The organism is Mucilaginibacter mali (assembly GCF_013283875.1).
In the GTDB taxonomy this organism is placed as follows: domain Bacteria; phylum Bacteroidota; class Bacteroidia; order Sphingobacteriales; family Sphingobacteriaceae; genus Mucilaginibacter; species Mucilaginibacter mali.
The window spans coordinates 2,335,043-2,357,230 of sequence record NZ_CP054139.1 but is presented as its reverse complement, the minus strand read 5'-3'; the positions used below and the strand labels follow the sequence as shown (position 1 = coordinate 2,357,230).

Here is a 22,188-nt window from a genome sequence, read left to right as displayed (position 1 = left end):
TCTGTTTTTGGAATAATCATTCCGATTTAAAAAAGATTAGGATTTGATGACAAATGGGAGATGTTTCTATAATTTCGCACCTGACAGAAATTGGCTATTTCCTAATCTCTAACTATGAAATGCATCTTCAACTGGAGCGGCGGTAAAGACAGCGCGCTGGCTTTATACCATTGCCTGCAAAACCCTGATATAGAAATAAAGTACCTGCTCACCACGGTTAACGATGCCATGAACCGTATATCGATGCACGGCGTACGCGAAGAACTGTTATTGCGCCAGGCCGAAGAAATCGGCATCCCGCTTTACCAGGTGCGCCTTCCCGAGATGCCGGGTATGCAGGAGTACGACGAGACCATGCGCGGCCACCTAATGCACTTAAAAGGCGAGGGGATAACCCATTCTATTTTTGGCGATATATTTCTGGAAGACCTGAAAACCTACCGCGACCAGCGCCTGGCCGAAGTTGGGCTAACCGGTATCTATCCATTATGGAAACGTGATACGCACGAACTGATCAATGAGTTTCTTAACCTTGGCTTCGGCACCGTAATAGCCTGCACGCAGGAGCGTTTAGGCCACCTGGCAGGGCAGGAGATAACCCCCGAACTGATAGCCGCCCTGCCACCCGATGTAGATGTTTGCGGCGAGAACGGCGAGTTTCATACCTATGCCTTTAAAGGCCCGATATTTAAAAACGAGATAAAATACCAAACAGGGGAGCGGGTATTTAAAGAATATAAAGCCCCTAAAGATACCGATGATACCTGCCTTGCGAAAGATGATCCGGAGCGCAGGAGCGGGTTTTGGTATTGTGATTTGCTGCCGTTATAGGCATCCTGTCATTGCGAGCGATAGCGTGGCAATCCCATAGGACAAGCAATGTGGCCCTGCCTATGGGATTGCCGCGTCGCTACGCTCCTCGCAATGACAAAATGTTGTTTTAGCCCACAACCTCCCACATATTTGGCATATTTACCCACCGAACATAATTTTTCAATACTTTATAACTAATTATATTTCAGTATATAAGTATCAAAAAAAGGAAAAATAACTTCAAATAACGCGCATGATAGCGTGTTTTGGTATTGATTTTGCCAAATAAAATTCTGTTTTGATGTTTTTATGATAGTAATGCGTTGTAATATAGATAGTTGCATCTAATAATTATACCGCCCATACGCTTCTCGGTAATCATTATGCATCTCCCTGAAACGCTCGCCTGTTTTGGCCAGGAACGCTTCGTCCAGCAATTCAAATACGCTGTTTACGCCGTCGGTTAAATCCATTTCGGCAACTTTAAATATTTGTTCGTATACCCCCTTCTCCATCTTCACAATAAACTTTTGGTTCATGCTCATAATGGTGATCTTAAAATCGGGGTGTGGCAGTTCGGCAATTATTCTCATGTATATGTTTCTTAATTAGATCCAAAAGTAAAACCAACAGTTTTGACGTGTTCAGTTTTGGGAATAATTAGCTTTTGTTTTAAAACTTCACACTCTTCGCTGTCAATAATGTTACGTTCTAATAACCAGCGTAAATTAGTTGCCAGTTGCTCTTGCGATAAAAGGTCATCTGCAGTTGCATAACGGTTTAAAAGGTATTCCTTTTGATGTTTTTTTATCAATGATAAGAAATCCTCAACCGTTTTTTTAGTAGGGGAATTTGCGAAGAAGGTAAGCTTTGTGCCGTGTATCAATAGGAGATTCAATTCATTTTCATAACTCAGGTATGTTATCAGGGCGCACGCCACAAATACTACAAAATAGAATAAAACATCTTCTGTTTTGGAGCCGTTTTTTTCAAGGAAGTGCGATAAAATACATATAATTAGTCCAGCCAAAGAAAGTCCGGTAAAAATAGTCGGTATACGTTTAGGCCCTTTTTGGTGGCTGATTTTTGTTGTTATGTTTTCAAAATCAATCTCTATGGCATTAGAACTTGTGAGTGTGGAAACAGTAACCTTTAGCGACCTGTCTGTTAATTCAAATAATTTTGTCACAATAAATCTTCGTTGCTTAAGGATTGTTTCCATAACCGTATTTTTGCGTTAAATATATTAAATAGCTGTAATACTATGGCAGAAGATTTAAGCATCAGCACATCGACCAGCAAGGCCGAACAATACCAATCACTCATCCCGCAAATTGAAGCATTGCTTTACGGCGAGACCGATTTAGTAGCCAATATGGCCAATGTATGCGCCGCTTTAAAAGAACAGTTCAACTGGTTTTGGGTGGGCTTTTATTTAGTAAAGGATAGTCAGTTGGTATTAGGCCCTTTTCAAGGGCCGGTGGCTTGTACACGCATCAACAAAGGTAAAGGAGTCTGTGGTTCATCGTGGGAGCAGGCCCAAACGCTGATCGTGCCCGATGTAGAAGCATTCCCCGGTCATATTGCCTGCAGCTCGTTATCCAAGTCTGAAATTGTACTACCCATATTTAAAAACAACGAGGTAATTGGTGTGCTGGATGTCGACGCGTCAGAACTTGATCTGTTCGACGAGACTGACGCGCAATACCTGGCGCAAATCATCAAACTGATTAACTTTTAATGGCCCGCATCTTTCTGATTCCCGGTCTAGGCGCCGATAAACGTATCTACAAAAATATCAAAGCCGGCGGCCCCGATGATGAACTGATCTATATCGATTGGATAGAACCATCGCGCGGTGATACTTTAAGTGATTATGCGCAACAGCTTATTAATAAATATAATATCAGGGATAATGATATCGTTATCGGTAATTCACTTGGCGGGATGCTGGGAGTAGAGATAGCCAATAAAGTAAAGTTAAATAAGGTGATACTGATTAGCAGTATCAAGTCCATCAATGAAGCACCGTTCTATTTTAAACTGTTCAAATACCTGCCAGTACATCGGCTGATACCCGGCGGCCTGTTTGCCAAAATGGGTGGTTTGATAGCGCCCATATTCGGTAAAATGTATTCGGTAGATGCTTACATGTTCAACAGTATGCTGCAAAATACCTCGCCGGTTTTTATTAAATGGGCCATGGGCGCTGCCCTGCACTGGCAAAACAAAACCATCCCGCAAAACCTTTATCATATCACCGGCGACCATGACCAGGTATTCAACTACCGTGAAATAAAAGGCGCAACCATCATCAAAGGCGGTACGCACATCATGATATTCGACCGGGCGCGCGAGATAAACGACATACTAAAACAGATCATTAATAATTGAAATTACAGCCCTCATATTACCTCAGCAATGATGTCGTGGCTCTGGCCCGCGACCTGATCGGCAAATACCTGTTTACCTGTATTGATGGTTTAGTTACCGGTGGATACATTATTGAAACAGAAGCTTATAATGGCATTATCGATAGGGCTTCGCACGCTTATGGTAACCGGCGAACGCCGCGCACCAGTACCATATTTATGCAAGGCGGGGTGGCTTATGTGTACCTGTGTTACGGTATTCACGAAATGCTGAACGTGGTAACCTCGGTAGAAGGACAGCCGCATGCTATCCTTATCCGTGCCATCAACCCCACTATTGGTTTAGCTGTAATGCAGGCCCGGCGCAATATGGCCGTCATTAAGCCCAATATTACTATGGGGCCCGGCTCGGTGGCTAAGGCTTTGGGTATATCGCGTAAAATAAATGCCATCAGTTTGCAAAGTGATACCCTGTGGATAGAAGATCAGGGGTTAACCTTTCCTGGTGAAGCCATTGTAGCAGGCCCACGTGTAGGTGTAGATTATGCTGGTAATGATGCTTTACTGCCGTATCGCTTTTATGTAAAGGGCAACCCGTATGTAAGTAAGCCCAGGTCGTGATCAGTAATCGCTGATTAAAGATTAGCCTTTTACCTTTCAGCTTAAAAATGTAATATTGGCCCCGATGAACTTCCAGAACACTCCCGAATTTGCACAGCAGTTAGATGATCAGGATAGCCTGAAACATCTGCGCGATGAGTTTATTATACCGCAGCATCGTGGCAAGGATGCTATTTACCTGTGCGGTAATTCACTTGGTTTGCAGCCCAAAGCGGCAGCGGATAGCATTGCCGCGCAAATGCAGAATTGGGCAAGTAAAGGGGTAGAAGGCTGGTTTGATGGCGGCGACCCATGGCTGGCCTATCAGCAGCAGTTAAAAGGCACGCTTGGCGGCTTATTGGGCGCAGGCGAAAAAGAGATAACCATAATGAACTCACTTACAGTAAATCTTCATTTACTGATGGTAAGTTTCTATCAGCCAAATAATAAAAGGTATAAAATATTGATGGAAGCGGGTGCTTTTCCGTCCGATCAGTACGCGATAGAAAGCCAGGTGCGTTTTCATGGTTTCGAACCGGATGATGCCATTATAGAGATCTTCCCACGCGAAGGCGAGTATACTTTGCGTACCGAAGATATCATTAAAACCATTAACGATAATGCCAGTGAGTTGGCCCTGGTGCTGTTTGCGGGGATAAATTATTACACAGGGCAATTCTTCGATATGCCAGCCATTACTAAGGCCGCACACGCCGTGGGTGTATATGCAGGGTTCGATCTGGCGCATGCCGCAGGAAATGTGCCCCTGCAATTGCACAACTGGGATGTTGATTTTGCCTGCTGGTGTTCGTACAAATACATGAACTCGGGGCCGGGCGGTATCAGTGGGATATTTGTGCACGAAAAACATTTTGGCAATAACAAGCTAAACCGCTTTGCCGGTTGGTGGGGCAACAACAAAGCCACTCAATTTAAAATGGCCAAAGGCTTCGATCCCGAACCGGGAGCAGATGGTTGGCAGGTAAGTACCGCGCCAATATTGCTTATGGCTGCACATAAAGCCGCCCTGGGCGTTTTTGGCAAGTCGGCTGGTATAGATAGGCTTCGTGAAAAAAGTTTGCTCCTTACGCCTTATTTGGAGTTTCTGATCAATGGTATCAATGAACGGAAAGGCGGAGAACTATTCAGGATCATTACACCGGCTGAAGCATCGGCACGCGGCTGCCAGTTATCCATCATCTGCAAGCAGAACGGTAAAGCGATGTTCAACTACCTGTCCGAACACGGCGTAATAGGCGACTGGCGCGAACCAGATGTGATCCGCTTAAGCCCGGTGCCGCTTTATAATACATTTATGGATGTGTACCGAACAGGTAAATTACTATCAGAAGCGGCCGATCAATTGTTTTAGCGATCAAGTATGGTTACTATGATCTATCAACTATGAACTAATGCTCAAGATCGCTTACTCCACCGTATTCGCGCACCCTTTGCCGGTAGGGCACCGCTTCCCGATGCTGAAGTATGAGTTGATACCCGAGCAATTGCTGCACGAAGGATTGATCACCGCCGAAAACCTTTTCGAACCGGAAATGGTGGACGAAGGAATTATCCTGTGGACGCATGATGCCGCTTACTGGAAAGGTTTACGCGACCTCACTTTATCCCCACTGGAAGAACGCCGTATCGGTTTGCCCTTATCAGAAAGATTAATAGAACGTTGCCGCCGCATCTCGCAGGGGACTATCAACGCTTGTCAGTATGCCATCAAATATGGCGTAGCTTTTAATGCGGCCGGTGGTACGCATCATGCCGGTACTAACTGGGGCGAGGGCTTTTGCATGCTGAACGACCAGGCGGTGGCAGCTAATTGGTTATTGCATAATAAATTAGCCTCATCTATCTTAATTGTTGATTTAGATGTGCACCAGGGTAACGGAACCGCGCAGATATTTGAGAACGAACCGCGGGTGTTCACTTTTTCCATGCATGGGGCTAATAATTTTCCTTACCGAAAAGAAAAGTCTGACCTGGATATTTCTTTACCGGATGGCGTAAATGGTGAGGAATATTTGCGCATCCTGTACGATACCCTGCCGAATCTGATAGCACAACAAAAGCCTGATTTTATATTTTACCTTTCGGGAGTAGATGTTTTGGCTACCGATAAACTGGGCAAATTATCCCTAACTATTGAAGAATGCAAAGCCCGTGATCGTTTTGTATTTGAGCAATGTATCAAATATAAAATACCCGTTGAAGTAAGCATGGGCGGGGGATATTCGCCGCAGATAAAGGATATTGTAGAGGCGCATTGCAATACTTTCCGGGTGGCGGATGAGTTGTATTTTTGATCAGAAAAGTACGTCATCCTGAGCGATAGCGAAGGATCCCAAACAATGCATTTTCGCTCTGCTAACCGGGGATCCTTCGCTATCGCTCTGGATGACGAATAGGTTTCTAATCCCGCTCAATAATCGCCGTTTCCTGATACTTCAACCTCTTACTGATACCCTGAAAACGGATAAACAACAATAACGATGCGACCATCAACCCCAAAGTCAACCCGTACCATATGCCGATAGCGCCTAAATGAAAACGGATGCCCAGCAGATAACCAACCGGTATCCCCAATATCCAGTAAGCCAGGAAAGTGATGAATGCCGGGATATTCACATCGCCCATACCACGTAAAATACCCAGGCCAATTACCTGTGTACCATCAAATAACTGGAATGCCGCTGCGATGATAAGTAATTGTGCTGCAATGGCTATTACGGCTTTGTCTGAAGTATATATCCACGGCAAAAGCTGGTTGCCAAGGGCAAACATTACCGCCGTAATGCTCATAAATACAATAACGATATGATAGCTGGATATGGCTGATGAACGCAGGTTATCATGATCCTTAGCACCGAAATGGTTGCCTGATTTTATAGCCGCTGCCGATGCTACGCCACTGGCCATAATATAGGTCATGGATGCCATGCTAAGTGCTACCTGGTGTGCTGCTTGTGCCACCGGACTGATGGTGCCCATCAAAATACCGGCCCCGGCAAAGGCGCTCACTTCAAATACATATTGTAAGGAAACGGGGATGCCGATCTTTAATATTTGCATGCTGCGTGCCCTTTCAATAAAACTAAGTTTAAAATCACTTAAATATCGGCGGAAGTTTGGCGAGCGGAATACGTAAATGCCCATCACAACGGCCATAATGCAGCGGTCTATCAGTGTACTATAGCCCACGCCGCGGATACCCATAGGCGTAATGCCGAATAAGCCTTTAACAAACGTGATGCCCAGCACGATATTGATCACATTGCCCCAAATTGATATTTGCATAGCCTGTTTGGTAAAGCCCAATCCCTCGGTAAACTGTTTAAAGGTGTTGAAGATCAACATGGGGATAAATGATAAGCCAAGCAAATTAAGGAATGGCTGAGCTTGTTCGATAACCTGCGGCGATTGACCTAAATGCGGCAATATCAACTCGCCACCAAAGATGATGAGCGCGCAGAAAATAATGCTGGACATAATGTTGATGAAAAGACTATTGGCCAGCAAACGCCCGCACTCTGCATGGTTACCACGACCGTTATGTTGTGCGATCAGCGGAGTGATACCATAACTGATACCAAGGCCGATCACCAGTACCACAATGAAAATATTATTCCCAAGGGACACCCCGGCCAGCGGAATAGTGCCCGCGAAATGGCCTATCACTACGCTATCGCTCACCTGTGTAAGTACGTGGCCCACCTGCGATATCACTACCGGTATGGCCAGTTTAAGGTTATCGCGATAATGCGGTTTGTATTTGTTATAAAGGGTTTTCATAATTGGCAGGGGCGTGGCAAAAGTAGGGTTTATTGTTGTAAGGTTGAAATGCTGAGAGGTGAAGAAACGTGGCTATAGGTGTTGTTTAACTGAGTTCGCCATTTTGGCTAAAGCCAGTTTTATCTGCCTGTTTAACACCGTTGGCTAAAGCCAAACGGCAATGAAACAGATGATTAATCTACAGAGTGTAATTCATTGCCGTCCCATTTATGGGGCGGGTAAAGAGCTTCAGAAAAATGGCTTTAGCCAAATTTGCCAGCTGTTAAACCGAAACCCGATTGTGCAGAAAGCTTTTGCCGGGGCCGGAATTGTGCGCCGTGAAAAACCTGGAGGGAAAGCGGGGCTATCGGGCGCGATGAAATACTGACGTTCATTTTTGAAAAAACCATTAAATACAGCATTAAGTCGCCTGCTTGTATTTATCCTTACAATCTTTATTGAGGGAATTATTGTGAAGTTTGTGGGAAATTAGGTGTACTTCTTCACACATAAATTCACAAAACACCACACATTACACCACATTTTTCCTACTTTTGCGCAAGTCTTACCAAACACGTCATACATTGGACAATCAACAATTGACCACCGTCGAAACCGCTAAAGATCTGGGTTTATTGCCTGCCGAATTTGATCGCATAAATGAAATACTGGGCCGCGTGCCAAATTTTACCGAACTATCTATCTTCTCGGTAATGTGGAGCGAACACTGCTCGTACAAAAACTCTATCACCTGGTTAAAAACTTTGCCTAAAGATGGCCCGCGCATGCTGGCTAAAGCAGGTGAGGAAAATGCCGGCCTTGTCGACCTTGGCGATGGCGTTGGCTGCGCTTTCAAAATAGAATCGCATAACCACCCTTCGGCTTTAGAGCCTTACCAGGGCGCTGCAACAGGTGTTGGCGGTATCAACCGCGATATTTTTACCATGGGTGCCCGTCCTATCGCTCAACTAAACTCGCTGCGCTTTGGCGATCTGAGCCTGGATAAAACCAAATGGCTGGTAAAAGGTGTGGTAAAAGGTATCAGCCACTACGGCAACGCCTTTGGTATCCCAACCGTTGGCGGCGAATTGTTTTTTGACGATTGCTACAACATCAACCCCCTGGTAAATGCTTTCTCGGCCGGTATTGTTAAGGCAGGCGAGACCGTTTCGGCTACCTCATATGGTGTGGGCAACCCGGTTTACATTGTGGGTTCGGCTACAGGTAAGGATGGTATCCATGGCGCGGCTTTCGCGTCGAAAGATATTACCGAAGATTCGGTGAACGATTTGCCGGCTGTACAGGTAGGCGACCCCTTCCAGGAAAAACTGTTGCTGGAAGCTACTTTAGAAGTAATTAAGACCGGCGCCGTTGTGGGTATGCAGGATATGGGCGCTGCCGGTATCATTTGCTCAAACTCGGAAATGAGCGCTAAAGGCGAGCATGGTATGCGTATCGATCTGGATAAAGTACCAACCCGCCAGGATAATATGAAGCCGTTTGAGATCCTGCTTTCAGAATCGCAGGAGCGTATGCTGATCGTAGTGCACAAAGGCCGCGAGGCTGAGGTGCAGGCTATATTTGATAAATGGGATTTGAACTGCGTGCAAATAGGCGAGGTGACCGATACCCAGCGCCTGCACTACTACATGAACGGCGAGCTGGTTGCAGATGTACCTGCCGATGATTTGGTATTAGGTGGCGGCGCCCCGGTTTATCAGCGCGAGTACCGCGAGCCGGCTTACTATGCCGAAAATCAGAAATTTAACATTGATGATGTACCTGTTCCGGCTGATTTGAAAGACGTGGCCGAACACCTGATATCGCACCCTAACATCGCATCGAAACGTTGGGTAACCGACCAGTACGATTCGATGATCGGTACGGCTACCATGACCACCAACCGCCCAAGCGACGCGGCTGTGGTTGCGGTGAAGGATACCGATAAAGCGATTGTAATTACCGTTGATTGCAACAGCCGCTACGTATACGCCGACCCGCAAAAAGGTTGCGCCATTGCAGTTGCCGAAGCTGCCCGTAACATTACCTGTGCCGGTGGCGAGCCGGTAGCTATTACTAACTGTTTGAACTTTGGTAACCCTTACATCCCTGAAGTTTACTGGCAGTTTGTTGGCGCTATAAAAGGCATGGGCGAAGCCTGTACCAAATTTGAAACCCCGGTAACTGGTGGTAACGTGAGTTTCTACAATCAATCGAGCGATGAAGGCCCGGTATTCCCAACACCTACTATTGGTATGCTGGGTGTAATGGATGACCTGAGCAATATCATGGGTTCGGACTTTAAACAGCCGGATGACCTGATCTATTTGATCGGCGAATCGGTAAATGATATCGCATCATCGCAATACCTGGCATCGTACCATAAGATACTGAAAGCACCTGCACCATATTTTGATATCGATAAAGAATATGATACCCATCAGGTGATCAAACAGCTGATCAGCAGCAAGATCATCCAATCGGCGCATGATGTGGCCGATGGTGGTTTGTTTATCACACTGGTAGAATCTGCCATGCCAAATGGCTTAGGCTTTGATATTACTACCGATAGCAGCATTCGTAAAGATGCCTTCCTGTTCGGCGAAGCACAGGGCCGCATTGTAGTAAGCGTTGCCCCGGCCGACCAGGAGCGCTTTGTTGAGCTGATGGCTACCAGCGAGGTTGAATTTAGCCTGCTGGGTACCGTAGCCCGTGAAGGTAACCTGATGATTGACGAAGAACTATATGGCAACATACAGGACGTAAAACTGGTTTACGATAACGTATTGCACGTAATACTAGGCGAGTAAGCTGAAAGCATAAGGCTTAAAGCAGAAAGCCAAACATATACTACAAATAGGCAGAAGGTCAAAAGCTTTCTGCCTTTTGCTTTACGCTTTTAGCTAATAAAGAAAATGAAACTCAACCGCATACACCACATCGCCATCATCTGTTCGGATTACGAAGTATCCAAACACTTTTACACCGAAGTTTTAGGTTTGGATATCGTACAGGAAGTTTACCGCACCGAACGCGATTCGTACAAGCTTGACCTGTTTGTTGGTGGTTTATATCAGATAGAACTTTTTTCATTTCCCGATCCGCCTGAAAGGGTATCGCGGCCTGAAGCTGCGGGTTTGCGCCATTTGGCTTTTGAGGTGGATGATATAGAAGTGGCTGTGTTGGAGCTAAATCGCCATATGGTAATAGCCGAACCGATAAGGGTAGATGAGCATACCGGCAAGCGCTTTGCTTTTTTTGCCGATCCGGATGGGTTACCTGTAGAGTTTTATGAGAAGTAGTATTACAAGTTAATATTACCCAACTCACTAATTCATTGCCGTTGGCTTTAGCCAACGGTTAGCATCAATTATTTGTATGGCTTTAGCCAAAATGTACTGAGTTTGGCTAAAGCCCTTATCCGGCCAGGTAATCCGTTGGCTAAAGCCAACGGCAATGAAAATGAAAATTTAAATCATAAAGTAAGCGTGCCGGTTTTACATCCTAATTTATAGCTTCGCCTAATGTTCCATTTCAAACAATTCAGTGTAGACCAAACCGGTTGCGCCATGAAGATCAATACCGACGGCGTATTGTTAGGCGCACTGGCCGCTGCGGAAAATGCCGGCGATATATTAGACATTGGTACCGGAACAGGCGTTATAGCACTGATGCTGGCCCAGCGCTTTACCACGGCAAGTATCGATGCGGTAGAAATAGACAAAAGCGCAGCACAAACCGCTAAGGCTAATTTTGCAGCTTCGCCATTTGCAGGCCGGCTGAAAGTATATGCTTTATCCTTTGAGCGTTTTTTTGAGGATAACCCGGATAAGAAATATAACCTGATTGTCTCCAACCCGCCATTCTATATCAACTCGCTAAAATCGCCGGGGGCGGGGAAGCAACTGGCTAAACATGCCGATGCAGCTTTGTTTGATAATATGCTTTCGGGCGTGTCGGCTCATTTGCAAACAGGCGGTGTGTTTTGGCTGGTATTACCGATAGATACAGCCAAGCTGGTTAAGCATCAAGCCCAACAATATGGTTTAAATTTGCAGCAGCTGATAAATATCGGCTCGTACCCCCAATCTGAACCGCACCGGCAGCTATTAGTTTTTGGCCTGACAGAAACAAAACTACAGCAAAACGATTTTGTTATTTATGATGCACCTAAACAATACACAGGACAGTACTGTATGGCTTTACAACAATTTTTCACGATCTTTCCTTAGATATGATCATTGGTCATTTCGCTGCGCTGTCATTGGTCATTTTGGCCTTGTCGATAATTCCGGAATGAACTAATGACAAATGACAACTGACAAATGACTAAAATTGGCTTACTATCTGACACGCATGGCTATATAGACGATAATATCCTGCGGCATTTTGATAATTGCGACGAGATATGGCATGCTGGCGACTTTGGCACAATGGAAGTTGCCGACCGTTTATCGGCCCTGAAACCGCTGCGTGGCGTGTATGGCAATATCGACGGCGGGGACCTGCGCAAGACATTCCCCGAACATTTGCGGTTTATGTGCGAGGACGTGGATGTTTGGATGACGCACATTGGCGGTTACCCGGGGAGGTATAATCCTGCCATCAGAAATGAAATATACACTAAGCCACCGAAGCTTTTTATCTGCGGGCATTCGCATATTTTAAAGGTGATGTTCGACGAAAAGATAAAATGCCTGCATATTAACCCCGGAGCCGCTGGAAAACAGGGCTGGCATAAAGTAAGAACCTTAATAAAATTTTGTGTTTCTGACGAAAAAATCCATACCTTAGAAGCAGTAGAGTTGTTAAAGTAACTGTAAAATATACACTAAGTACATATGAAGGTAGTTAAAACCCTGGGCCAGTTCATTATTGAAAAACAAGCCGACTTCCCTTATGCCAAAGGCGAACTTTCGCGTTTATTGCGCGATATTGGCATTGCCGCCAAATTGGTGAACCGTGAGGTTAATAAGGCTGGTTTGGCAGACATTATAGGCGACGCGGGCAGCATTAATGTGCAGGGCGAGGGACAAAAACTATTGGACGTATATGCTAACGAACAATTTATCTCGGCATTAAAAAGCGGGGGCGAGTGTTGCACCGTGGTGTCTGAGGAAAACGACGAGTACATCTATATCGATCATGAAATATCTAAAAACGCCAAATATGTGGTGGCTATTGATCCTTTGGATGGCTCATCAAATATAGATGTGAACGTAGGGGTGGGTACTATATTCTCCATCTTCCGCCGCAAAAGCAAGGAGGGCGAAGCTACAATGGAAGATGTATTGCAAAAAGGTACCGAACAGGTTGCAGCCGGCTATGTTATTTATGGTTCGTCAACCATGCTTGTTTATACTACAGGTAAGGGGGTAAACGGCTTTACGCTTGATCCGTCGATAGGTGAGTTTTGTTTATCGCACCCTAATATGACTATCCCTAAAGATGGTGTCATCTATTCCATTAACGAAGGTTATTACGCTCACTTCCCTGATGGCGTAAAGAAATACATTAAGTTTTGCCAGGTTGAGGATGATAAAACGTATCGCCCATACACCTCGCGTTACACCGGATCTATGGTAGCCGACTTGCACCGTAATATGATCAAAGGCGGGATCTTTATTTACCCGATCACTGCCAAATCGCCAAAAGGTAAACTGCGTTTGGTTTACGAATGCAACCCCATGGCCTTTATTATTGAACAAGCCGGTGGCCGCGCCAGTGATGGTTATCAGCGCATATTAGAATTGGATGTAACCGAACTGCACCAACGCTCGGCCATCTTTATCGGCTCTGAACACATGGTAAAAAAGGCCGAGGAGATGATGGCTTGCTTCTCGCCGCAGGTAACCAAAACTAATTTTGAGGGAGTGGTATCGGTGCAGTAACCCCGGCAATAAACAAACCCGTCATCCTGAGCGATAGTGAAGGATCCCCGTTTAATATAGCGGATATGCAAAGTTTGGGATCCTTCGCTATCGCTCGGGATGACGTTTTTTTGTGGTGTTTTATAACAAATCCGTTCTCATACTTTCCGTTTCAAAAACGGCGTCTATCAGCAAATTCTTTTGTTTACCTGCCGCAACAGCTAACTGGTCGCAACGCTCGTTTTCGGGGTGACCGGCGTGTCCTTTTACCCATACAAAGCGTACCTGGTGTATGCGGCTTACCTCAATGTATCGCATCCACAGGTCGCGGTTCTTTTTACCGGCGAAGCCTTTTTTTACCCAACCCTGCAACCATTTCTTTTCAACGGAGTCGATCACATATTTCGAGTCGGAATAGATAATAACCTGCTGATTAGGATTCTTTAACGCTTCCAGTCCTTTTATTACCGCCAAAAGTTCCATGCGGTTATTGGTAGTTTTTCGGAAACCCTCGGACAATTCTTTATAATGCTGTCCGGAGCGGAGGATAGCACCGTAACCACCCGGACCGGGGTTACCACTCGACGCGCCATCAGTAAAAAGTTCGATCATAAGCCCCTTGCCCCCTAAAGGGGGAATAAAAATTGGATTTGAAATAACGCAAAGGTAATATTTCTAAGGTAACTACGCTTAGCAGGCTCCCCCTTTAGGGGGCTGGGGGGCTTATTCTTTTGATCTTCAACCGCAAAGAATTACCGATCACCACCACATCCGAAAAAGCCATGGTAAAAGCGCCAAACATCGGGCTCATAAAGCCCAGCGCCGCTACAGGAATAGCCACAATATTATATGCGAAGGCCCAGAACAAGTTTTGTTTGATGGTAAGCAGCGTATGTTTACTCACCTGCAAAAAGAATAGCAGCGAGTTCAGGTCGGTGTTGAGTAAAATTACCCGGGCAGATTGGATAGCGATATGACTGGCATCGTTCATGGATACGCCAACATCAGCTTTGGTAAGGGCCGGGGCATCGTTAATGCCATCGCCAATCATTACGGTTTTGCCTTTTTGTTTGTACACATCAACTATGGCCAGTTTTTCATCAGGCAGCTTTTCGGCATGGATCGATGTAATGCCCAGCGTTTGCGCCACATCGTTGCATCTGCTTGCTTTATCACCGCTGAGGAGCACGGGGGTGATGCCCATCTTTTTAAGACTGGCGATCAGGTTAGCGGCACCGGGCTTAATATCATCCTGGATAGCTATTTGCGCCAGTAGCTGCTGGTTTTTATACAGGGACAGGTTATAATTGCTATCGCCGCCATCTTTAGCCGCGCCAAGGAAGTAGTGATTACCCTGCACATCTTCTGCACGCATGCCCAGGCCTTTTTCTTCGGATACAGTTTTCAGGATCAGCTTTTCCTGTGGCTGCGCCTTTAATTGTTCAACCAGTGAGCGGGCAATGGGGTGATTAGAACGTGCTTCGATAGCTGCGATGATACCACGCGCGGATTCTACCGGAACATCGCCATAGGTCTTGATATCGCGCAGGGCGAACTTGCCGGTGGTAAGGGTACCGGTTTTGTCAAATATTACGTATTTGGTGTTGGCCACGGCTTCTATGGTATCGCCACCTTTTATCAGCACACCGTTTTTAGCAGCACGACCCAAACCAACCATTACCGCCGTCGGTGTAGCCAGGCCCATGGCGCAGGGGCAGGAGATCACCAGCACCGCGATGGCGTGCATCAGCGAGTTTTGCAGCCCGCCATTAAATACAAAGTAAGTAAGTAAAAAGGTTATTAAGGCGATCAGGATAACGGCCGGTACAAACACCGCAGCTACTTTATCGCCCAGTTTTTGGATAGGGGGCTTAGCGGCCTGCGCACGCTTCATCAGGTCGATGATCTGCGCCAGTACCGAGTTTGAACCTACTTTGGTAGCCATGATACGGATATTGCCCGATTGCAGGATGGTGCCGCCGATCACGCTGTCGTATTTTTGCTTTTCAACCGGTACGCTTTCGCCCGTTAGCATCGATTCATCAACCGAGGCACTGCCTTCCAAAATATCACCATCAACCGGTATTTTGTCGCCGGTGTTGACCAGTACAATATCGCCCGATTTGATCTCTTTGGCGTTAACCACTTCTATTTCACCGTTAACAATGCGGCGGGCTTCAACCTGCTGAAATTTTACCAGGTCTTTCACAGCTGATGTGGTTTGCGTTACCGAACGCTTCTCGAATAAATTGCCCAGCAGCACCAGCGTGATAATGGTGGCGCAGGTTTCGTAAAACTGGTATTGCCCGCCAAGATTTTGGATGGTACCAACCAGGCTGTAAATAAAGGCCGCTGTCGATCCGATAAAGATGAGTACATCCATATTGGGCACGCCGCTTTTTATAGAAGTAATAGCGCTTTTGCCAAAGTGCAGGCAGCCAACAATAAATACCGGCAGGCAAAGCGCTAACTGTACACTTGCGTGGTGCAGCCAATGCCAGGGCAAAACCATGTGCAGCAGGAGCGGGGCGGTGAAGATGGCGCAGAAGATAAATTTACTCTCCACTTTTTGATAGAACTTTTCCTGGTGGGCCGACAGGTCTTCGATCACGTGGTAGCCCAGGCCCTCGATATCTTTAATAATACCCGGCACCGCCGATGCATCGGCGGTAGAGAACTTTACTTCTTCGCCAGCGAAATCGACCAGGATATTTTGCAGTCCCTTCTTCTCCAGCATACGGTGTACCGAAATAGCGCAGTTATTGCAATGCATCCCGGTTACATTCAGCTCAACCAATTGTTCTGTCATGTCCCAAAGCTACCCAATAGTTTATAACGGTTCTAAATAATTGCGTAAGCTTTATGTAATATTAAAATGCATTTAGCATGATATTAGTTGATTAACGATTTTTGTAAAAAAGGATTTGACATTAAAACCCTTTTTTATACATTTGCACTCCCAACAAATACGGTAGGTATAGCTCAGTTGGTTAGAGCACCAGATTGTGGTTCTGGGGGTCGTGGGTTCGAGCCCCATTACTTACCCGAAAGCCCCTCATGAAAATGAGGGGCTTTTTTTGTTATAGTCTATTGAAGACAAATTATGATAACTCTGAATTTTTTAGAGAATTTTCAATAAGATGGATAATCATCTTTTCTTTTTTTGAATTTTTTTCTTTCTTCAAAACGGTGTAGGTGACTACAGCCATTATTTTTTCGTAACCAGCATTACTAATTAATCTCCATGAGACAAGGGTAATATTTTCACCACTATCTATAGAGTCTCTATAATTAGCTTTTGTCAAAAGATACCCATTTTGCGTGGTCATAAATTGTTGATTTCCAGTAAGCGCTTCTATGTTTTGTTCATTAGATGCTCCATCGGAGGGGATTACTTTAATAATGTTAAGGCGAAGTGTGCTTTGACAGCTGGGATCAAAACAAGCTTCCTGCTCGTCTTGTTCAAGCTCATATTCCCAATTTGCAGGAAGATCAATAAGCAAATTCTTGTATTGATGCTTAATAAGCATTATCGACTTCTTCTTGAATAAATTAAGCATATTCAAATATGATTTTTATCTAATGATATTTTTGAAAAACCGTCTATTTCAATCAATTCATCAATATAATGGTGCGGACTATGCTCCGTTGTCCATCCGTAAAGCCTCTTCGGAAACTAAGGCTTTTTTTGGTTAGTCCGTTAAAGATACTTTCTTCCTATAAGTGTGCATTTTTTTGTAACATTCCAAAAAGCAAACCCTGGTACTCCGGATGGTATCGACCAATATACTGTCTGCCGACTTTGAGTTGCTAAACCAAACTCGGCAAAATATCCGTCTGTCTTGATTCCTTTTTCCGCACACTCGATCCTCACCGTGATAGGAAAGGAACCAATGCTGCATCAACGCTGATATTTGATCAGGTGTTTTAAAAAATTTCTCCATGTGGATTTCAAAAGGGCTAATTGATTTTTTTAATCAATCCTTATTTGGTATGATTTTATTCTTTATAGCGTAAAACACTCGCAACCTCTTCTAAATCATCTGTGTTAAGTTCTTTAAGTTCCATTAAGCGTCTTAAATCAGATCCAATATTAGTTAAACCAATATGTGCAAAGCTGTCAGCTAAAGGTTTTATCTTAATCCCCGATTCTTTATTTATAAGATAATATAATTCCAATTCGTCAATCTCAACACTTAAATCTACTTTTCGACGTTTTAGAGGCGCTCTTAAATCGAGTTTATTTGAAGAATATAATGATAGGTCTACACCTCCAACTATATGAGGGGGCGTATTATCAATTTTTCGTTTTTGATACAATTCAAATTTTTCAGTGTTATTAAAGAGTTCAATCAACAATAACTTTCTATAAGACAATCTATTGGCAATGTTAATCAGGAAATTAGCATAAGCCCGATCGATGCTATCATCAAAATAAATATTAGCTATTAAATATCCGTAGTGTTTGATCTTTAGTTCTTCATGTTCTCTTTGAGCGAGTCTTAGGGCAGCCTCTAATATTTCCTCGGAAGCCGGCCTGTTACCGTTATCCATATTAAAAAAACTATCAAGTCTTGGCGTTTCTCCTGCATCTAATCTTTGTTTTATTTTGTTTAGTGCAAAAGAGAATGTTGCACCAATCCGCACTTCTTCTCGTCTTCCCAAAAACATATTCTTGAAGTCCCCACCTATCTTAGATATAGTTTCATTTATTAATGGTGTTATTGAAGCACCTATTACGGCTCCTCCAACACCAGCAAAATATGAGCCAATCAAGGCACCAGCTGTGCTACCTGTGATTTCACTACCTAATTTTACCCAATCGGTAATATCAGAATTGCTGATAGTCTTTTTTCCCATGAAGAAAAGTCAAAAATTTCCACAATAATCATCTTCATTCCCTCAATCAATCTTACAAACCTGCCCATTAACCATCCTTTGCTGCACCAATCCCGTAGTATTTTTCGGTTGTCGCAATAATTTGATATAACTCTCCAGCGAGTGCAGCGAAAACTCGGTCAGGTATTCCAGGCCTTTAAAGCGGGCGAAAACCTCGTTTTCCTTATCCAGTTCGCCTTCTTTGCAAATGCGGTAAAACTTGCCGTAATGGCTGGTTTCGTTGCGGCCGGCGCGGGTTACATAGTCTTTGTAGTTCACAATATCGTATACCTTATTGCCGAAGCGTTCCTTCAGGCCCTGGCTTTGATCAATAGCTACTGCCAGTGGCGGGGCGAAGTGGTAAGCCCCTGCAAAGCGAAAATGCCCGGCAATAACGGGGATCAACAATTGCGATATGCCCGCGCCCATAGAGTGCCCGGTTAAATACACCGGCACCTGCGCGTGCAGCACTCCCGGATGGGTAACGGCTGCAACCTCGCTGATAGCATCCAGCAACTGGCATTCCTCTACCAGGCGCATGGCGGCCTTGCGGAAGCCGGCATGACCGGCTGGCAGGGCTTTCAGGCGCTCGTCCATTTGGTCGGTATTTACATAGTTGGATATTTTAAGGTCTGTAAGCCAGTCGAGCAGTTGTTTGGGTTGTGTACCCCTGATGGCTACGATAACGCCCTCATGCATTCCCCAAACAATGGCCTGGGTGCCGCTTTTCCTGTCCTGCAAAAAGCGGCAGGCCAGCTTAGCCGATGGATAGGTACGGTCAACCAGGTCGAACACATCCTTAACCGACCAGCCGTCTTCGTACGACAGATCGGACAGGTAGGCCATATACATCGCGGTCTCCTGCTCATACCGGTTCATATCCGGGTGAAATCCGGTAGGGGCAAGCGGCCCGACATAGCGCTGCTGCGCGAACCCCGTTACAGTTAATAGCAGAAAAATAAGGATGAGGCGTAACTGTTTTTGCATAAGTATTTCAAAGGCTAAGATAGCCAAAAACGCTTACACCCCAGCATTTGCCTGCTGAAAATAAAACACAATACCTGCTATTACCATCAGTACAAACAGGATAGCCAGCGTTATTTTTATCCAGCTTAAAGGCCGCTGACCGATCACTTCGCCTGTGCTGGCGTTGATGGTGAACTGGTAAACCTTGTTGTTATAATTGTAGGCGCTCACCCAAACCGGCAGTACCAAATATTTAAGGGCTTTGTTATTATAGACGGTATCGGTATGGTCTATCCGCTGCTCATCGCCACCTATACCATCTTTTATTTTTGACCTGATAGGGCCAGCCATATATTCAGTTGCCGAAATAAAACCCTGCTTAGGGTCTACCTGGTAGGTTTCTGATCGGAAACCGCTCATATAGCGTTCATCAAACGGCACCAGCATCTCCAGTTTCCATGGTTCCAGTTTGGTCAGTGTTTCCGCTTTTAACGATTGGCTTGCCGGCACCATCACATCCCTGAAATCGGCATAAACCGTCCCCGATGCGTACGACCAGCTTGTATGCCGCACCCGACGGGTCTTGGTTTCCGTTCTGCCGTTGACGGTTTCGGTATAAGTTTCTTCGGTATAGTAATAATCGCCGCGTTCGCCGGTGTAATCGGTTATGGTGTCGGTATCATAAGTCCAATGCGGCAGGTAAACGCCGGTTAGTATGGAAGTGCTGCCGTTCACCTTTTTTTCAAGGTCGTTGGGCGACCACCACAAATTGCTGATCCATTTATTAAAAAACTGGATCCCCTGCTGTTTGGTTACTTCAAAAGGCAGCACATAATGCGGCTGCACATATTGCTGTCCGCCTGTCATGTTCAACACAAGGGGCGCTGTACAAAACGGGCATTTATCCGAACTGACGTATTGATCTAAAAGCGTTTGCGAACCGCAATTGGTACAATCAACAACTTTTAAATTATTGCCTTGCTTTTCGGTATCAATACCGGCAACAAACTCATCAAAATCGTAAGATGTGATTTCCCGGCTGTCATTGCCGCTTTGTATCGCGTTGCTTTGGCCGCAATAATCGCACTTTAAGCTGTGCGTGCCCGGTTCAAAATGAAGCAGCGCACCGCAGCCGCCACAATTTAACGATCGGTTGATATCAGCCAGGTTGGTCTTTCCGTCCATATATATTTATCAAGAAGGATTAAGACAATGGCGGCGGCTCGTTATTAAAGGCATCGGCCAGATCGGCAACGGTTCCGGCGGCGGCCCATTCGGCCATGCCTTTTTTCCATACCAGGGTTTGGCGGGTGATCACCTTATTGCTGATCATCGCGTTGATCTCGTTCAAACTATGTGGCCCGTCCGATTTACCATCCTTAGCAAAATGGAACTGCACACTGGGCAGCTGCGGCGGTGTATCCGGGTTTGAAGCATTAGGGTCAAAGCGGTTCTGTTGAAAAACATTGCCTACCTGTCCCATCATAGCCGCGCCTACGCCAAGGCCCATACCAGCCATGCCAAGGTTACCACCAACGGTATTCTCTGCCGATTTTTCGATGGCGTTGGCGGCCTGGTATTGCGCGTATGCGCCAAGATTACCGATGATCCCCATTTCGCTGCGCTTATCAAGCACCTGCTCAACTTCGGGTGGCAGCGAGATGTTTTCTACCAGTAATTTGGTAAGATCAAGGCCCAGTTCGGCAAAATCAGGCTTTACGGTTTCGGTGATCATGCTGCCTACCTCGTTATAATTGGCAGCCAGGTCTAATATACCGATCTTCGATTGCGCCATGGCGTCCATCCCCCGGGATATTACCGTGTTGCGCAACTGCTCGTTAATATCCTCAACTATAAAATCGGGGTTGGTGGCCGATACTTGTGTAACAAACACTTTGGGATCCTGTACCTTAAAGTTAAACGATCCGAACGCGCGCAGCCTCACCGGGCCAAACTCGGCATCCCTTATCATTACCGGGTTTTTGGTGCCCCATTTCTGATTGGTGAACTGGCGGGTACTTACAAAGTAAACATCCGTTTTAAAGGGGCTGTTGAAGCCATACTTCCAACTCATCAGGGTGGTTAGGATGGGCATGTTTTCGGTGCGCAGTTCATGGGTGCCGGGCATAAAAATGTCGGCAATTTGTCCCTGGTTCATAAAAACAGCCGCCTGCGATTCGCGGACGATCAGTTTGGCGCCCATTTTAATGGCATTATCCTGGCGCGGAAATTTCCACACCAATGTATTTTGGGTATTATCAACCCACTCAATTATATCTAATAACTCGTTGCGTAAACTATCAAAAAGGCCCATATACTGTTATAAGGTTAAATCATGACTAAGATGTAAAAAAATAGTCAATAACAATTACGCCGGCCAATGATTATTTCACCGGGCCGGTATTGTAGTAGTGAGCGGCCTGTTTACTTTAAAGCGTCGAAGCTATATTTAGCTGTGCTCCAAAATTCATCGAGGGCGATAATACGGGGTTTAAAAAAGCTGATGAGCCGGGGCCAGTCCTCCCGGTTAAAAATGCTGGCGTTGGGTAGTTCGCTATAAATGCGGCTGATGGTTTTGCCCTCCATATCGGTATGGTGCAGTTGCCATTGCCATTCTTCGTTAAGATAGCTGTGCAGCATGGTTTTCAGTTCGGCAAACTGCTCGTAAAACAACTCCTGTATACCGGTATCATAGTGGGTTATCTCAATGCCGATGCGGGCCAGCCGGTTCTCGGCTTCCATACGGAAGTACACGTATTTAATACCCGTTTTATAGTTTATCCAATTCACCTTTTCGCCATCGGCCGATAGGATGGGCCGGAGGTATTGCCCGAAGGTAGTCCAGAACTCTTGTCGTATTTGTGAAGCTTCCGCTTTTGAAAACATGTGCAATAATAAATATTAACAAC

Annotated in this window: 23 protein-coding genes and 1 tRNA gene; 13 read left to right on the top strand and 11 right to left on the bottom strand. The window is 45.4% G+C overall.

Annotated elements, in window-relative coordinates; genetic code table 11:
- Positions 1 to 114 precede the first annotated feature (114 nt).
- On the top strand, positions 115 to 831 hold the full coding sequence (locus HQ865_RS09955; protein ID WP_173414757.1) for a Dph6-related ATP pyrophosphatase: 717 nt from the start codon (positions 115 to 117) through the stop codon (positions 829 to 831).
- A 326-nt stretch (positions 832 to 1,157) separates the two neighbouring features.
- Here HQ865_RS09955 and HQ865_RS09950 read toward each other — a convergent pair whose 3' ends face one another.
- Together HQ865_RS09950 and HQ865_RS09945 are read right to left on the bottom strand one after the other, a co-directional pair.
- Positions 1,158 to 1,406, bottom strand: a complete 249-nt coding sequence (locus tag HQ865_RS09950) for a hypothetical protein (RefSeq protein WP_173414756.1) — start codon at positions 1,404 to 1,406, stop codon at positions 1,158 to 1,160.
- A gap of 11 nt (positions 1,407 to 1,417) precedes the next feature.
- Positions 1,418 to 2,035 (bottom strand): hypothetical protein, encoded by a 618-nt coding sequence (locus HQ865_RS09945; RefSeq protein WP_173414755.1) that lies wholly within the window; start codon positions 2,033 to 2,035, stop codon positions 1,418 to 1,420.
- Positions 2,036 to 2,077: 42 nt separating this feature from the next.
- On the opposite strand from HQ865_RS09945, the gene HQ865_RS09940 reads away from it, so the two are divergent.
- The 5 genes from HQ865_RS09940 (at position 2,078) to HQ865_RS09920 (ending at position 6,100) form a co-directional block, all read left to right on the top strand.
- On the top strand, positions 2,078 to 2,554 hold the full coding sequence (locus HQ865_RS09940; RefSeq protein WP_173414754.1) for a GAF domain-containing protein: 477 nt from the start codon (positions 2,078 to 2,080) through the stop codon (positions 2,552 to 2,554).
- Complete coding sequence (locus HQ865_RS09935; RefSeq protein WP_173414753.1) at positions 2,554 to 3,207, top strand: alpha/beta fold hydrolase; 654 nt, start codon at positions 2,554 to 2,556, stop codon at positions 3,205 to 3,207. Before HQ865_RS09940 ends, HQ865_RS09935 begins: the two co-directional genes overlap by 1 nt.
- On the top strand, positions 3,204 to 3,806 hold the full coding sequence (locus HQ865_RS09930) for a DNA-3-methyladenine glycosylase (protein ID WP_173414752.1): 603 nt from the start codon (positions 3,204 to 3,206) through the stop codon (positions 3,804 to 3,806). The genes HQ865_RS09935 and HQ865_RS09930 overlap by 4 nt, the downstream gene beginning before the upstream one ends.
- 64 nt (positions 3,807 to 3,870) lie before the next feature.
- Entirely contained in the window at positions 3,871 to 5,157 is a 1,287-nt protein-coding gene (kynU, locus tag HQ865_RS09925; protein ID WP_173414751.1) for a kynureninase, read from the top strand.
- Positions 5,158 to 5,197: 40 nt separating this feature from the next.
- Positions 5,198 to 6,100, top strand: coding sequence for a histone deacetylase family protein (locus HQ865_RS09920; RefSeq protein WP_173414750.1), 903 nt, complete (start codon positions 5,198 to 5,200; stop codon positions 6,098 to 6,100).
- A 106-nt stretch (positions 6,101 to 6,206) separates the two neighbouring features.
- On the opposite strand, the gene HQ865_RS09915 is transcribed toward HQ865_RS09920, so the two are convergent.
- Positions 6,207 to 7,586: an MATE family efflux transporter gene (locus tag HQ865_RS09915; protein ID WP_173414749.1), complete on the bottom strand. Its 1,380-nt coding sequence runs from the start codon at positions 7,584 to 7,586 to the stop codon at positions 6,207 to 6,209.
- A 160-nt stretch (positions 7,587 to 7,746) separates the two neighbouring features.
- Here HQ865_RS09915 and HQ865_RS09910 point away from each other — a divergent pair, with 160 nt between their 5' ends.
- The 6 genes from HQ865_RS09910 to fbp all read left to right on the top strand — a co-directional run bounded on the left by HQ865_RS09910 (position 7,747) and on the right by fbp (position 13,456).
- Entirely contained in the window at positions 7,747 to 7,953 is a 207-nt protein-coding gene (locus HQ865_RS09910) for a hypothetical protein (protein WP_173414748.1), read from the top strand.
- Between the two features lie 196 nt (positions 7,954 to 8,149).
- Positions 8,150 to 10,375, top strand: coding sequence for a phosphoribosylformylglycinamidine synthase subunit PurL (purL, locus tag HQ865_RS09905; protein ID WP_173414747.1), 2,226 nt, complete (start codon positions 8,150 to 8,152; stop codon positions 10,373 to 10,375).
- A 105-nt stretch (positions 10,376 to 10,480) separates the two neighbouring features.
- Complete coding sequence (gloA2, locus tag HQ865_RS09900) at positions 10,481 to 10,867, top strand: SMU1112c/YaeR family gloxylase I-like metalloprotein (RefSeq protein WP_173414746.1); 387 nt, start codon at positions 10,481 to 10,483, stop codon at positions 10,865 to 10,867.
- A gap of 222 nt (positions 10,868 to 11,089) precedes the next feature.
- Positions 11,090 to 11,797 (top strand): tRNA1(Val) (adenine(37)-N6)-methyltransferase, encoded by a 708-nt coding sequence (locus HQ865_RS09895; protein WP_173414745.1) that lies wholly within the window; start codon positions 11,090 to 11,092, stop codon positions 11,795 to 11,797.
- Between the two features lie 93 nt (positions 11,798 to 11,890).
- On the top strand, positions 11,891 to 12,382 hold the full coding sequence (locus HQ865_RS09890; RefSeq protein WP_173414744.1) for a metallophosphoesterase family protein: 492 nt from the start codon (positions 11,891 to 11,893) through the stop codon (positions 12,380 to 12,382).
- 24 nt (positions 12,383 to 12,406) lie between these two features.
- Positions 12,407 to 13,456 (top strand): class 1 fructose-bisphosphatase, encoded by a 1,050-nt coding sequence (gene fbp / locus HQ865_RS09885; RefSeq protein ID WP_173414743.1) that lies wholly within the window; start codon positions 12,407 to 12,409, stop codon positions 13,454 to 13,456.
- Positions 13,457 to 13,576: 120 nt separating this feature from the next.
- Here the strand turns inward: fbp and rnhA are convergent, their stop codons facing one another.
- Both rnhA and HQ865_RS09875 read right to left on the bottom strand, forming a co-directional pair.
- On the bottom strand, positions 13,577 to 14,047 hold the full coding sequence (gene rnhA, locus HQ865_RS09880) for a ribonuclease HI (protein ID WP_173414742.1): 471 nt from the start codon (positions 14,045 to 14,047) through the stop codon (positions 13,577 to 13,579).
- A gap of 94 nt (positions 14,048 to 14,141) precedes the next feature.
- Complete coding sequence (locus HQ865_RS09875; protein WP_173414741.1) at positions 14,142 to 16,244, bottom strand: heavy metal translocating P-type ATPase; 2,103 nt, start codon at positions 16,242 to 16,244, stop codon at positions 14,142 to 14,144.
- Between the two features lie 162 nt (positions 16,245 to 16,406).
- On the opposite strand from HQ865_RS09875, the gene HQ865_RS09870 reads away from it, so the two are divergent.
- Positions 16,407 to 16,480 (top strand) — tRNA-His (locus HQ865_RS09870).
- Between the two features lie 56 nt (positions 16,481 to 16,536).
- Here the strand turns inward: HQ865_RS09870 and HQ865_RS09865 are convergent.
- The 6 genes from HQ865_RS09865 to HQ865_RS09840 all read right to left on the bottom strand — a co-directional run bounded on the left by HQ865_RS09865 (position 16,537) and on the right by HQ865_RS09840 (position 22,165).
- Positions 16,537 to 16,995 (bottom strand): hypothetical protein, encoded by a 459-nt coding sequence (locus tag HQ865_RS09865; protein ID WP_173414740.1) that lies wholly within the window; start codon positions 16,993 to 16,995, stop codon positions 16,537 to 16,539.
- Positions 16,996 to 17,434: 439 nt separating this feature from the next.
- Complete coding sequence (locus HQ865_RS09860; RefSeq protein WP_173414739.1) at positions 17,435 to 18,295, bottom strand: hypothetical protein; 861 nt, start codon at positions 18,293 to 18,295, stop codon at positions 17,435 to 17,437.
- Between the two features lie 42 nt (positions 18,296 to 18,337).
- Positions 18,338 to 19,300, bottom strand: coding sequence for a lipase family protein (locus tag HQ865_RS09855; protein ID WP_173414738.1), 963 nt, complete (start codon positions 19,298 to 19,300; stop codon positions 18,338 to 18,340).
- 33 nt (positions 19,301 to 19,333) lie between these two features.
- Positions 19,334 to 20,464, bottom strand: a complete 1,131-nt coding sequence (locus HQ865_RS09850; protein WP_173414737.1) for a zinc finger domain-containing protein — start codon at positions 20,462 to 20,464, stop codon at positions 19,334 to 19,336.
- Between the two features lie 19 nt (positions 20,465 to 20,483).
- Positions 20,484 to 21,593 carry an SPFH domain-containing protein gene (locus tag HQ865_RS09845; RefSeq protein WP_173414736.1) on the bottom strand — a complete coding sequence of 370 codons (1,110 nt, stop codon included), beginning with the start codon at positions 21,591 to 21,593 and terminating at the stop codon, positions 20,484 to 20,486.
- Between the two features lie 110 nt (positions 21,594 to 21,703).
- Entirely contained in the window at positions 21,704 to 22,165 is a 462-nt protein-coding gene (locus HQ865_RS09840; RefSeq protein ID WP_173414735.1) for a DUF4268 domain-containing protein, read from the bottom strand.
- Between the last annotated feature and the right edge of the window lie 23 nt (positions 22,166 to 22,188).